At 72.0% G+C, this 12,452-nt stretch carries 11 protein-coding genes (1 of these 11 only partly in view); 4 read left to right on the forward strand and 7 right to left on the reverse strand.

Features of this window, described 5'->3' with window-relative positions:
- The 3 genes from MFF40_RS06780 to MFF40_RS06790 all read left to right on the forward strand — a co-directional run.
- Positions 1-1,060, forward strand: partial view of an autotransporter assembly complex protein TamA gene (locus tag MFF40_RS06780; RefSeq protein ID WP_378994521.1) — the 3' portion only. The gene continues 1,010 nt to the left of window position 1, outside the view; only the last 1,060 of its 2,070 coding nucleotides appear in the window; its start codon lies off the left edge, out of view; its stop codon occupies positions 1,058-1,060.
- On the forward strand, positions 1,061-5,572 hold the full coding sequence (locus MFF40_RS06785) for a translocation/assembly module TamB domain-containing protein (RefSeq protein ID WP_378994524.1): 4,512 nt from the start codon (positions 1,061-1,063) through the stop codon (positions 5,570-5,572).
- Positions 5,573-5,846: 274 nt separating this feature from the next.
- Positions 5,847-6,164 (forward strand): HPr family phosphocarrier protein, encoded by a 318-nt coding sequence (locus tag MFF40_RS06790; protein ID WP_238259995.1) that lies wholly within the window; start codon positions 5,847-5,849, stop codon positions 6,162-6,164.
- A 9-nt stretch (positions 6,165-6,173) separates the two neighbouring features.
- On the opposite strand, the gene MFF40_RS06795 is transcribed toward MFF40_RS06790, so the two are convergent.
- The 4 genes from MFF40_RS06795 to MFF40_RS06810 all read right to left on the reverse strand — a co-directional run bounded on the left by MFF40_RS06795 (position 6,174) and on the right by MFF40_RS06810 (position 10,213).
- Complete coding sequence (locus MFF40_RS06795) at positions 6,174-6,881, reverse strand: endonuclease III domain-containing protein (RefSeq protein WP_238259996.1); 708 nt, start codon at positions 6,879-6,881, stop codon at positions 6,174-6,176.
- Between the two features lie 57 nt (positions 6,882-6,938).
- The gene (locus MFF40_RS06800) at positions 6,939-7,451 is read right to left on the reverse strand and encodes a hypothetical protein (RefSeq protein ID WP_238259998.1); all 513 of its coding nucleotides are present in this window, start codon (positions 7,449-7,451) and stop codon (positions 6,939-6,941) included.
- Positions 7,452-7,554: 103 nt separating this feature from the next.
- Positions 7,555-8,643, reverse strand: a complete 1,089-nt coding sequence (locus MFF40_RS06805) for a CobW family GTP-binding protein (protein WP_238260000.1) — start codon at positions 8,641-8,643, stop codon at positions 7,555-7,557.
- A gap of 64 nt (positions 8,644-8,707) precedes the next feature.
- Positions 8,708-10,213, reverse strand: coding sequence for a D-alanyl-D-alanine carboxypeptidase family protein (locus MFF40_RS06810; RefSeq protein ID WP_238260002.1), 1,506 nt, complete (start codon positions 10,211-10,213; stop codon positions 8,708-8,710).
- 254 nt (positions 10,214-10,467) lie between these two features.
- On the opposite strand from MFF40_RS06810, the gene queE reads away from it, so the two are divergent.
- Complete coding sequence (queE, locus tag MFF40_RS06815) at positions 10,468-11,100, forward strand: 7-carboxy-7-deazaguanine synthase (RefSeq protein WP_238260005.1); 633 nt, start codon at positions 10,468-10,470, stop codon at positions 11,098-11,100.
- Between the two features lie 135 nt (positions 11,101-11,235).
- Here the strand turns inward: queE and MFF40_RS06820 are convergent, their stop codons facing one another.
- From MFF40_RS06820 to MFF40_RS06830, 3 genes are all read right to left on the reverse strand, one after another.
- Positions 11,236-11,853, reverse strand: coding sequence for a ParB-like protein (locus tag MFF40_RS06820; RefSeq protein ID WP_238260006.1), 618 nt, complete (start codon positions 11,851-11,853; stop codon positions 11,236-11,238).
- An 81-nt stretch (positions 11,854-11,934) separates the two neighbouring features.
- Positions 11,935-12,165 (reverse strand): ribbon-helix-helix domain-containing protein, encoded by a 231-nt coding sequence (locus MFF40_RS06825; protein ID WP_147856633.1) that lies wholly within the window; start codon positions 12,163-12,165, stop codon positions 11,935-11,937.
- Positions 12,166-12,190: 25 nt separating this feature from the next.
- The gene (locus tag MFF40_RS06830; protein WP_147856634.1) at positions 12,191-12,394 is read right to left on the reverse strand and encodes a DUF4169 family protein; all 204 of its coding nucleotides are present in this window, start codon (positions 12,392-12,394) and stop codon (positions 12,191-12,193) included.
- Positions 12,395-12,452: the final 58 nt, after the last annotated feature.

A 12,452-nucleotide genomic window follows, 5' to 3' on the forward strand; every position in this document is an offset into this window, starting at 1 on the left:
AAACCTGCCGCTCTTCGCAGAACTGAGCGAACGCGAGCGCAATCTCGTCGGCGTCTCCGCGCGGTATTCCACCGTCGATGGGCCCGGCGTGCGCGCGTACTACGCCAACCGCAACCTGTTCGGCGGCGGCGAGACGTTCCGGCTCGATGCCGACATCTACTACCTCGGGTTGGGCAACGACCCGTTCGCAACCCAGCGCAAGATCGCCGGGATCGGCACCAACGGATTGGGCGGGCGCCTGTCGGCGACCTACGTTCAGCCTGCGCTCGGCGGCACCCGCAACGACTTCCTGGCCAACGCCTTCATCACCCGCGAGGTGCAGCAGAGCTACCTGGTCGATGGCGGCGGGGTCTCGGGCGCGATCCGGCATCGGTTCTCCGACACGTTCTCGGCGCAGATCGGGCTGGACGCGCAGGCCGGGCGCTCGAAGGACGCCCTCGGTACGGTCAATTACCGGCTGATCGGCGTGCCGGCCTCGGTGACCTACGATTCCACCGACAGCCTGCTCGATCCCACCGAGGGGTTCCGGGCGATCGCGTCGCTCGCCGCCTATCCCGGGGCGATCTCGTCGCCCGGGATCGTCGTCGCGAAGGCGCAGGGCTCGACTTATTATTCGTTGGACGACGAATCCCGCTACATTCTCGCCGGGCGGATCGGCTTCGGCTCGGTCTCGGGCGCGCCGCTTGGGGACATCCCGGACAATTTCCGGTTCTTCGCGGGCGGCGGCGGCTCGGTGCGCGGCTACCCGTACCGGACGCTCGGGCCGATCGGTCCGTTCAACCTGCCGATCGGCGGCCGCAGCCTGCTGGAGGCGTCGATCGAAGCGCGGATCAAGATCACCGACACGATCGGGGTGGTGCCGTTCTTCGATGCGGGCACCGCCTTCGCCTCGGCCCTGCCGGATTTCGATGAGAAGATCCGGAAATCGGTGGGCATCGGGCTGCGCTACTACACCGGCATCGGCCCGATCCGCGCCGATCTCGCTTTCCCGCTCGATCCCTACAAGGGCGGCCATGTCCGCCCAGCTGTTCTGTATCTCAGCCTGGGGCAGGCGTTCTGAATGGCAGATTTTTTTGGAGGTCGGGGCGGATCCGGACGCCCTCCCTCTCCCCTCTGCGGGGGAGGGTGGGCCGGCCGTCAGGCCGGGTCGGGAGAGGGAAAGCGAGACGGCGCAGGATTTCACGCCCATCGCGTCCTTTCCGGAGGCGTCGCTTCCCTTTCCCGCCTCCCTTCGGGGGCCACCTTCCCCCGCAAAAGGAGGAGGGGCGCCGCGCGGGTCCTGATCGCCCTGTGCCTGATTCTGGGATGCGCGATCTTGTCCGTCGCTCCGAACACGACCCACGCCGACGACAGCGAGAAAACCGTGCTCGGCGGGCTCCTGTCCCGGGCGCTCTCGACACCGTCGTCGCGCGTGGCGATCGGGGCGGTGGACGGGGCCCTGTCCTCGGATGCCACGATCCGCGACGTGGCGGTGAGCGACCGCGACGGCGTATGGCTCAAGCTCGACCGCGCCCGTATCGTCTGGCGGCGGCTGGCGCTGCTATCGGGCCGGCTCGAGGTGGACAGCCTGGAGATCGGGCGGATCGAAGTGCTGCGCCGGCCGATCCCCGGCCCGACCCCGCCGGAGGCCAAGCCGGACGGCAAGCTGCTGCCGGACCTACCCGTGAAGGTCGAGATCAAGGGCTTCAAGCTGGCCGAGCTGGTGCTGGGCGAGCCCGTGGCCGGTCAGCCGGCGCGGCTCTCGGTCGAGGGCAAGGCGCGGCTCGGGGCGGCAAGCGAGGGGCTCGATCTGCAGGCCCGGGCTCAGCGCCTGGACGCGGCCGGGCGCTTCCTGCTGTCGCTGGTCTACGTGCCGCAGGGCGACCGCCTGGAGCTGAAGGCCAACCTGGTCGAGCCGACGGGCGGGCTGCTGTCCAAGGCGGCCAACGTCCCCGGCACGCCGCCGATCGATTTCGACCTCGTCGGCACCGGCACGCTGGATGCCTGGAACGCCCATCTCGATTTCACCGCCGGCCCGGATATCGGCGGCAAGGGCGGCGCCAAGATCTCCCGGATCGGTGCCGAGCGTCGGCTGGCCCTGGACCTCGCGGCCCGGATCGAGGGCCTCGTGCCGGGTCCGGCCGCATCGGTCTTCGCCGGCACGACCAAGCTCGACGGCGGCTTCGCCTTCGCGGATAGCGGCGCCTTCCGGATCGACCGGCTGGAGTTGACTTCGCGGACCGCGCGGCTTGCAGCGAGCGGCAGCCTGACCAAGGACCGGATCGCAGACCTGACGCTCCAGGCCCGCGCGCTGCCCACCGAGGGCGCGGTGACCAAGGCCGGCGAGGCCGAGATCGGCACGCTGGTTTTCGACGGCAGCGTGAAGGGGCCGCTCGCCGCGCCGACGGTGCGGGGGACCCTCGACGCGGCCGGCCTGCGCAGCCGGGATTCCAGCCTTGACCGGATCGAGGCCCGCCTCGGGGTCGATCCCCAGGGCGATCCGTCCGCCCAGCGTTTTTCCATCACGGCGGACGGCAAGGTCGAGGGCCTGCGGTTGGCGGACCCGGCCCTGCGTCGCGCTCTCGGCAGCCGCGCGCAACTGACCCTGCGGGCGGCCTCCGGGCCGGACGGGGTGATCGACGTGTCGAGCCTCCGGATCGAATCCGATACCGCCAAGGCGAGCTACGCCGGACGGGTCGGACAGAACACGCTGACCGGCACCCTCGACGCCGCGCTGCCGGACCTGGCGGTGTTCTCCGGCCTCGCCGGGCGCGGGCTTTCCGGCAGCCTCGACGCCAAGGCACGCCTCACCGGCGATCCGGCCCGGAAGGCGCTGGCGGCCGACCTCACCGTCACCAGTGCTGGCCTCGCCACCGGCATCGCGGCGGCCGACCGGGCGCTCGGCCGCGCGCCGACGCTGCAGGGGCGGGTGTCGCAATCCTATGACGGCTACGGGTTCGAGCATCTGCGCCTGGAGGGCTCGGGCCTGACCGCCACCCTGCAGGGCGAGGCGACCTCGGCGACAGCCGATGTCACCGGCCGCATCGACCTCAAGAGCCTCGCCGACCTCGACGGGCGCCTGACCGGGCGCGCCGGCATCGACGCGCGCATGACCGGCTCCCTCGAGCATCCCCAGCTTGCCGCGACCGTCACGGCGCCGGCCGCGACCGCGGACGGCAAGCCGATCCGTGACTTGCGGGCCGAAGCCGTCCTCTCCGACGCCCTGCTTGCGCCGGACGGCACGCTCACGCTGTCCGGCGACGTCGCCGGCAAGGCGCTGCGCGGCGGCGCCCACGTGGCGAAGGCCGGGCCCGACTGGGTGCTCGACCGGCTCGACCTCAACCTCGGCTCGGTGGCCGTCTCGGGCAACGCCACCGTGGCGGCCGAGACCTGGCTGTCGGCCGGTACGCTATCCGTGAAGGCAGCCAATCTCGCCGACATCTCGCCGCTCGCCCCGGAGCCCGTGGCCGGGCAGCTCGACGCCACGGTCACCCTCGCCCGAGACGGAGGCCGTCAGGATGCCGCGATCCGGGCGACCGGCGCCGCCCTGCGCTACGGCGCCTACGGCCTCAACCGCCTCGATGCCGACCTGAAGGGCCGCGACCTGCGCGCCCACCCGGCACTCGACGGGCGCCTTGACGCCGACCGCCTCCTCGCCGCCGGCCAGCAGATCGACACGGTCCGGCTCGCCGCGCTCAGTAGCCCGGCGGGCAGCGACGTGACGCTCACCGCCAAGGCGCGCGGTTTCAACCTCGACGGCGCGGTCCGGGTCGTGCCGGACGACGACACCCGCATCGAGATCCAGCGCCTCTCGGCCGCCCGCGGCGGCGACCGCTTCGCCCTGACCGGGCCGGCCTCCGTCACTCTGCGTGACGGCGGCGCGGTGATCGAGGGGCTGTCGATCGCGGCGGGCACCGGCCGGGTCACGGTCTCGGGCCGGGCCGGCAAGGACCTCGACCTGAGGGTGGCGATCCGCGCGCTGCCGCTGTCGCTGGCCCGGATCGCCGCGCCCGATCTCGCCCTCTCCGGCACGGTGGACGGTGATGCGGACCTGCACGGCCCCGCGGGGCGTCCGGAGGGCCATTACGCGCTCACCGTCTCGAAACTCGTGGCACCCCAGACCCGTCAGGCCGGCCTGCCGCCGGTGGATGCCAGCGCCAAGGGAGCCCTATCGGACGGGCAGGCCAGCCTCGACGGCCGGGTCACGGCCGGGCGCGGCGTCGCCCTGACGGTGGCGGGCTCGCTGCCCGTCGAGGCCGGAGGCCCGCTCAACCTGCGCGCCCGCGGCACCCTCGACGCGTCCCTCGCCAACACGTTGCTGAGCACCGGCGGGCAGAGCGTCACCGGGCGGGTCGCCATCGACGGTGGCGTCACCGGCACCCTGGCGGCGCCCAAGGCCCAGGGTTCGGCGGTGCTGAGCGGCGGCAGCTTCACCGACCCGGTCAACGGCATCCGGCTGACCGCGATCGACGGGCGCGTGACCGGCCGCGGCGACAGCCTCGTGGTCGAGAGCCTCACGGCGTCCGCCCGGAACGGCGGCCGCCTCTCGGTCACAGGGCGGGTCGCCCTGGAGCCAGATTTCCCCGGGCAGTTCCATGTCACCGCCGACAAGGCGGAGCTGGTCTCCAGCCCGCTGATGAATGCGGTGTCGAGCGTCGATCTCACCCTGGCCGGCCCGCTGGCCCGGACGCCGCGGATCGCCGGCCGGATCGACATCGTGTCGATCGACGTGGCCGTGCCCGATCGGCTGCCCTCAACGGTGAAGCCCCTGCCGGGCGTGCGCCACGTCAACACGCCGCCCGACGTCCGGGCGCGGCTGGCGCTGCGGGCCGACCGCAAGGCGGCAGTCACACCCGGCAAACGGCAGAAGAAACCCGCCGTACCGTTCGACGCCACCCTCGACGTGCGCATCGAGGCTCCGAGCCGGATCTTCGTGCGCGGGCGCGGCATCGATGCCGAACTCGGCGGATCGCTCCGAGTCACCGGAACGTCGCGGGCGCCGAACGCGGTCGGCGGCTTCGGCATGCGCCGCGGGGTGTTCCAGCTGGTCGGGCAGCGTCTCGATTTCAGCCGCGGCAACCTGACCTTCGCGGGCAGCCTGACCACGCCGGAACTCGATTTCGCCGCCGAGACCAAGGCCGGCGACGTCACCGCCCGGGTCGCGGTGAGCGGCTATGCGGACGCACCGCAATTCAGCCTGACCTCCGATCCGGTGCTGCCCCAGGACGAGATCCTGTCACGCCTGCTGTTCAAGAAGGCCGCGGGAGGCCTGTCGCCGTTCCAGGCGCTGCAGCTGGCACAGGCCGTGGCGCAGCTCTCGGGCGGAGCCTCCGGGCCGGATGTGTTCGAGCAAGCCCGCAAGAGCCTCGGGCTCGACAGCCTCGACGTCTCCACGGGCGCCAGCGGCGGCCCGGCGCTCGGCGCCTCGCGCTACATCTCGGACCGGGTCTCCGTCGGCGTGAAGGCCGGCGCCAAGCCCGCCGACACCGCCGTCGGCGTCGATTTCGATGTCACCCGCCGGATCAAGCTCAAGGGCGAGGCGGGAAGCGACGGGCGCACCAGTTTGGGCGTGGGTGCAGAGTACGAGTGGTAGGGACGGGAGCTTTCTCCTCGCGCTGGCGGATTTGACTGTCGAGACCTGACACCCTCGCTTCCTCCCCCCTCTGCGGTGGAGGGGGAATGCGCATAGACCGTTCGACCAATGATCAGGCTGCGCCCCATCAGGTGGCCGCGCAATTCTGTCTTCAAAACTTGCGTCGGCTTAAAGTGCTCGGCCGAAGATCCGTTGGCCGCGCGGGCCAAGTCTGCTTAGGTGTCGAAGCAAGCCGCGCGGTCAGCTGCGGTACGGGTGGGAAACACGAAGGGCGATGGACGAGCTGTTCGAGACGGATGACGATCCGGAGGTTCCGGAGGGCGGCTTCCTGCGGATGCTGCCGATCATCAACCGGCGCGGCCTCCACGCCCGCGCCTCGGCGAAGTTCGTGCAGACCGTGGAACGCTACGACGCCGTGGTGACCGTCACCCGGGCTGGCGAGACGGTGGGCGGGCGCTCGATCATGGGCCTGCTGACGCTGGGCGCCGCCATGGGCACCCGCATCGCCGTCACGGCGGTCGGCCCCGATGCGCAGATCTGCCTCGACGGCATCGAGGCCCTGCTGGCGAACCGATTCGGCGAGGACGAGTAGGAGGCCGGCTCAGATCTCCCGGCCGGGCCACGTGCACAGATCCGAGACCGGGCAGCGCGGGCAGTCGGGCTTGCGGGCCGTGCAGGTGTCGCGCCCGTGCCGGAACAGCCAGACATGGGCGCCGTCCTTGAAGCGCTCCGGCACAGCGAGGGCCAGGCCGTCGGCCACCGCATCCACGGTGCCGCCGGGAGCCAGCGGGATCCGGTTCGAGACCCGGAACACATGGGTGTCCACGGCGATCACCGGCTCATGGAACGCGAAGTTCGCCGTCACCTCGGCGCTCTTGCGGCCGATGCCGGGCAGGAGGCGCATCTCTGCCGCACTGCGCGGCACCGTGCCGCCGTAGGTCTCGATCAGGGCTGCGGACAGCTTGACGATGTTACGTGCCTTCGAGGGCCCGAGCCCGACCGGCCGGATGATGTCGGTGATCTCCGCCTCGCCCAGCGCCCGCATCCCCGCCGGATCCTTGGCCCGGGCGAACAGCGCGTCGGCGATGCGCGCCACCGTCGGGCCGGTGGACTGGGCCGAGAGCAGCACGGTGACCAGTAGCCGGAACGGATCGGTGTCGTCGAACCCCGCCTTCGGGTCCGGATCGGCGCCGGCGAGGCGCGCCATCACGGCCTCGACCCGCTCGGCCGCCCCGGGGGATGCGGGCGCCGCTGGGGCCTTGGTCCGGCGGGGTTTGGGCCGGAGGCCGTGGAGTGTGTCGCGCGCCATGCGGACCAGCTAGGGTGGCGACGGCCGGCCCGACACGCGGCGGATTGACGGCCCCGCTCAGCCCCGCGCCCGGCGCCAGGCCACCGGGCCGGCGCCGAGGTTGAACAGACCGACCGCGATCGCATCGACCCGGCGCAGCAAGGCCCGCCGCAGCGCGCCGCCCCGGGCGGAGTTGCGGCCGGCCGCCCCGACCCGCGCGGGCTCGGCCGGTGCGGTGGCGGCCGGAACGCGATCATCGAAGACCGGGACGGACACCGCCTGAGGCGCCCAGCCCGCGGGCCGTACGCCCAGGACGCTGTCCGCCGGGATCGTCCGCGTCCGGCGCGCACGCTCCACGGCCCGAACCGGCGCCGTGACCGCACCCGCGCTGCGGACCGGACGGCCGAGGGCCGCCAGGCGGGTGCGGATCGCACGGTCCACCGCCTCGGCGGCCTCCAGCGGGGCAAGGGCGCCGGCCTGCACGTCCCGGCCCCAGGCCAGGGCGAGGCCGGGATGCGGCCGCTCCGACGCGGGCTCGCGCACCGCCGTCCCGGTGAGGCCGCCCTGTATCACGGTGAAGCGTTGCGCCATCGCCTGTCCCGATCCTTCGACCAACCGTCCCAGTCCGGGACGTAGGGGCGCCTCGGAAGCGCCGTTCGGGTCGATGGCTTCAAGGACGGTGCCGCCCGGCGGATCAGCCCCCCGGGATCGCCAGCGGGTTGTCGGTGAGCGCCGCGGCGTCGGGGGCGTCCACCCGCGGCCGGCCCAGGAACGCGTCCCAGAGGCGCTGGACGAAGGCCGGGTCGAGGTCGCGCAGGATCAGCACGAGCCGAGAGGTGTGGTCGGGGTCGGGCCAGGCCGGCAGGGTCAGGGGCGCGTGGAACACGTGCTGGACCCCGTGGACCACGATCGGGTGCTCCGGGTCGTCGGCCAACGCCACGATGCCCTTCAGCCGGAGCAGCTTGGGGCCGTGGCCGGAGCGCAGCAGATCCATGAACATCTCGAAGGCCGGGCGCGGCACCGGCGCTTCGCTGGTCAGGCACACGGCCCGGATCGCCGCATCGTGGCGGTTCACGTCGGCCTGGTGCGGGAGGTCCAGGGCCGCGTCGCCGAGCCAGGCGCGCACGTCGGCGCCCTTGCCGTCGAGGCCGAACAGCCCGCCGAGGAGGTCGTCGGCCGGGGCGTCCGGGGGCAGGATCCGGGCCGCCGGGTTGAGGGCGGCGAGCCGCGCCCGGATCCCGGCGGTGTCGCCGACGAGGTCCGCCTTGGTCAGGACGATGCGGTCGGCCACCGCGGCCTGCCGGACGGCCTCCGGGTGGGCGTCGAGGGAGGCGGCGCCGGTCGCCGCATCCACCACCGTCACCACCGCCTGCAGGCGGTACCGCAGCACCAGGTACGGGTGATAGATCAGCGCGTGCAGGATCGGCGCCGGGTCGGCGAGCCCCGTGGTCTCGATCACGACCCGGCGGAACGGCGTGATCCGTCCGTTGTCGCGCTTGCGCAGCAGGTCCTCGAGGGTGGCGATCAGGTCGCCCCGCACCGTGCAGCACAGGCAGCCGGCGCCGAGCAGGACCATGTCCTCGTCGATGGACTCGATCAGCAGGTGGTCGAGCCCGATCTCGCCGAACTCGTTGACGATCACCACGGTGTCGGCGAGCGCCGGATCGCGCAGCAGCCGGTTCAGCAGCGTGGTCTTGCCGGCTCCCAGGAAGCCGGTCAGCACGGTGAGCGGGATCGGCTCGGGGCGGCGCGAATCAGAGGCGGGCGAGGCGGTCAACGACATGGCCGCCGAGATGGGGGTTTTCGGGTCCGGAGGCAACGCGCCCGGGTGCGATGCCGGACTGACGCTACTCCTCGGCCGCCGCCTTCTTGCCCTGAGGCTTCTTCACCTCGGCCTTCCGGGCCTCGGGCTTGGCCGGCGCCTTGTGAGCGGCGGGCTTGGCGGCGGGCTTCGAGAGACCCTTGCCCGGCTTGGCCTCCGGCATGCCCGGGGTCTCGACGGACGTGTAGGCGCTGGCGTTGCGCGGCAGGCCGTGGGTTGGCTTCACGGCGACCTTCGAAGCCGGCCTGGCCGCGGCCTTGGCGGCGCTCGCCGCCTTGGCCTGCTCAAGCCGGGTCTCGCGAGCCTGCTTGGCGGCCTGCAGCGCGGCCTCGCGCTTGGCCTTGGCGGCTTCGAGCTTGGCGGCGCGCGTGTTGGCGGCGACCGCCTTCTGGGCGTTCTCCTGAGCCTCCAGGATCTGCTGGCCCTCGGCCGGATTGCGCCCGACCCAGACCGCGATCGGCTGGAGCGGGGCCCGCGGCGGCAGCGTCCGGGCACGCAATGCCGAGCTGGAGAAGGCCGCCATCGCCAGCGCCGGGGAATTGGCCGCCGAGCCGCCGATGAGCTGCGCCGCCGAGCCCGGGGCGCTGACCGCGCCGGCGCCGTCGTCGATCGCCGGGGGCTTCTTGCCGCCGCAGACGTAGGGGCGGATGTCCGGCGGCGCGCCGAGCGCGGAGGCCGGCAGGGCGTCGAGGGTCGGGCTGGTCCAGCCGGCGCTCTGGGTGAAGGCGTAGTCGAACAGGTCGGCGGCCTTCACGTCGCGCTCGCGGGGGCTCGGCTGGCCCATCACGATGGTGATGACCCGGCGGCCGTTGCGCGAGGCGGTCGCCACCACGTTGAACCCGCCCGAGCAGATGAAGCCGGTCTTCATGCCGTCGGCGCCGGGATAGCGCCCGAGCAGGCCGTTGTGGTTGGCCATGACGGCGCGGCCGAACTGGATCGCCGAGATCGAGAACAGGTCGTGGGAATCCGGGAAGTCGCGGATCAGCGACCGGGCCAGCACCGCCATGTCGCGGGCCGAGGTCCACTGGCGCGGGTCGGGCAGGCCGTTGGGGTTGGTCCAGCGGCTGTCGCGCATGCCGATCCGCTGCGCGGTCTCGTTCATCTGGTCGGCGAAGCCCTCGACCGAACCGCCGAGCGTCTCGCCGATCGCGTAGGCCACGTCGTTGGCCGACTTGACCATGATGATCTTGAGGGCGTTGTCGAGCGTCAGCTGCGTGCCCGGCCTGAAGCCCATCTTGGAGGGCGGCTCGGAGGCCGCCGCCGCCGAGATCGTGATCATGGAATCGAGCGAGACCTTGCCCTGCCGCACAAGGTCCAGGGCGACGTAGGTGGTCATCAGCTTGGTGATCGAGGCCGGGTACCAGGGATCGGTGGGGGCCTGCGAATAGATCACCTTGCCGGAATCGACATCGACCACGAGGATCGGGGCGGTGAACGCGCCGGCGGCCTGGATCCCGATCAGGCTCGTGCCGAGAAGACCCGTCAACGCCGCGAATCCGACGGTTACGCGCCGGAGGAGAGAAGAGGACATTCGAGCCCGACTCGTCAGAGGATCGCCAGGGTCGGCGCCGAGGCACCGGACGTCCGGCCGGCAGGCCGGGATTCGCGCGGCCCGGACCGTTGGGGGCGGTCGTCGTGCTGCATCACGGCATGAACGTCGCTACCGTGGCAAGAGCAAGGCGAGACGGATCCCGGGGTCTGCGCCGCGTGGTTGTCGGTGGTCTACGGGCCGCCCGCCGCTTATGTGCGGGATGGCGGTCGGGCGAAAAGAGTTCGGGAACAGCGGTGGCTTACGCGGTCAAGGAGATCTTCCACACCCTGCAGGGGGAGGGCGCCCAGGCGGGACGCACCGCGGTGTTCTGCCGATTCGCCGGCTGCAATCTATGGTCGGGGCGCGAGGCTGACCGCGCGGCCGCTGCCTGCCGGTTCTGCGACACCGACTTCGTCGGCCTGGACGGGGAGGGCGGCGGACGCTTCGCCGACGCGGCGGCGTTGGCCGGCGCCATCGCGCGGACCTGGTCCGGGGGTCCGGAGAGTCGCTACGTCGTGTTCACCGGCGGCGAGCCGCTGCTCCAGCTCGACACGCCCCTGATCGAGGCTGTGCATGCCGAAGGCTTCGAGATCGCCATCGAGACCAACGGCACGCTGCCTGCCCCCCCGGGGATCGACTGGATCTGCGTCAGCCCCAAGGGCGGCAATCCCCTGGCGCAGAAAACAGGGCACGAATTGAAGCTCGTCTATCCCCAGGCCGACGCCGACCCGGCGGATTTCGTCGGCCTCGCCTTCCGGCACCGCTTCCTGCAGCCGATGGACGGCCCGGAGCAGCGCGCCAGCACCCAGGCCGCCATCGCGTATTGCCGGCAGGACGCCCGCTGGCGCCTGTCCTTGCAGACGCACAAGATCATCGGGATTCCGTAGGGGGTCGGACGCGCCTTGCCCCTCGGCGATCGGATCCCGCTGTCGCTGAACGGGATCATGGTCGCCCTCCGCAAGCCGGTGCCGGGCCCGGTGGCCGATGCCCTGTGCGGAGCGATTCGCACCGCGCTCAGCCCGTCACCCCTCGGAGGGGCCGCACCAGCCGGGGAGGTAGCCCGCGTCCTTGGACTTGGCCAGTGCCATCGCCTTCTCCAGCGCCTCGGAGAAGTCGGCCTCGATGCGCTTCTCCTTGATGTTGCGGCGGAGAAAGTCCGCCCACAGGAACTCGCTGAACGGCGTCGTGTCCTTGGCGAAGCCGCCGGCCCGGCGCAGCTCCCCCGCGAGGCTTCGGAACGGGTCGTCGACGAGGTCGCCGATCGCCTTCGGGATGGCCTTGAAATCCTGGCGGACGCCCGCGGCGTCGTAGGGATAGACCCAGGATTTGTGATCGCAGACCGTCCAGAACGCATCCTTCTCGAGGTGGTGCAGGTCGGCCAGCACCGTGACCAGCACGCTCTCCACGCCCTCTTCCTGCAGGGCCCGGGACAGATGGTGATGGTCCACCACGTAGTGGCGCTTCTTGGGGCCGAGCACGGTCGGGATCATGTGCGCCCCGAGGAAGGCCTTCTTCTTGTCGCCGTCGTAGCTGCGCCAGCGCCGCCGCTTCTCTTCGACCTCCCGGTAGCCCACCGTCATCTGCGTCGGGCGCAGATCGGCGATCGGGATCGGCTTGAGCAGCGGCTCGCGGATAGGCATGGCTCGGGCTTTCTGCGTTGTTCTGTCGCGCAGATCACACGGACGGACGGGGAGCGGAAGGGCGGCGCAGCCCGATCGCGCTCACGATTTGCCGAGCGGTCCGGCCCGCACGGCGTCCAGCACGAAGACCCGGATCGCCGAGGACAGGTTCTGGCCGCCGCGCCCGGCATCGATAGCCCCGACCAGTGCCTGGACCGACTGGTCGCGCGCCTCCGCAACCTCCCGCAACGCCACCCAGAACGGATCCTCCAGGGATACGCTGGTGCGGTGGCCGGCGATCACCACGGAGCGCTTGCTGATGCCCGCGCTCACGCCGCGCGGGCCGCACGTGAACCGGTCATACGGTCGCGTCCGGATCCGGCTCGTCGCGTTCGAGCCGGTGGCCTTCGTGGCGCTCGACCTCAAGGGCCTTGCGCCGCTGCTGCAGAGTCTTGGCCTTCTTCGGCCGCCCGAAGGCGATCCGGTTGTCCGCGGCCTTCGACTCCTCGGCCGCGCGGGCCTTTGCCTTGCGGACCTGGCGCAGGTTGATGATCTCGGCCACGGATCGCCTCCCGGTTCCCGCGGCCGGCGCAGGACAACCCGCACCGGCCAAGTCTCAA

The sequence above is a fragment of the Methylobacterium mesophilicum genome (genome assembly GCF_022179445.1).
GTDB lineage: Bacteria > Pseudomonadota > Alphaproteobacteria > Rhizobiales > Beijerinckiaceae > Methylobacterium > Methylobacterium mesophilicum.

Coding starts and splice junctions, on each gene's coding strand:
- MFF40_RS06785 (WP_378994524.1), top strand. CDS start 1,061: ATGGCAGATTTTTTTGGAGGTCGGGGCGGATCCGGACGCCCTCCCTCT.
- MFF40_RS06805 (WP_238260000.1), bottom strand. CDS start 8,643: ATGTCGTTGACCGCCTCGCCCGCCTCTGATTCGCGCCGCCCCGAGCCG.
- MFF40_RS06800 (WP_238259998.1), bottom strand. CDS start 7,451: ATGGCGCAACGCTTCACCGTGATACAGGGCGGCCTCACCGGGACGGCG.
- MFF40_RS06795 (WP_238259996.1), bottom strand. CDS start 6,881: ATGGCGCGCGACACACTCCACGGCCTCCGGCCCAAACCCCGCCGGACC.
- MFF40_RS06820 (WP_238260006.1), bottom strand. CDS start 11,853: ATGCCTATCCGCGAGCCGCTGCTCAAGCCGATCCCGATCGCCGATCTG.
- MFF40_RS06790 (WP_238259995.1), top strand. CDS start 5,847: ATGGACGAGCTGTTCGAGACGGATGACGATCCGGAGGTTCCGGAGGGC.
- MFF40_RS06810 (WP_238260002.1), bottom strand. CDS start 10,213: ATGTCCTCTTCTCTCCTCCGGCGCGTAACCGTCGGATTCGCGGCGTTG.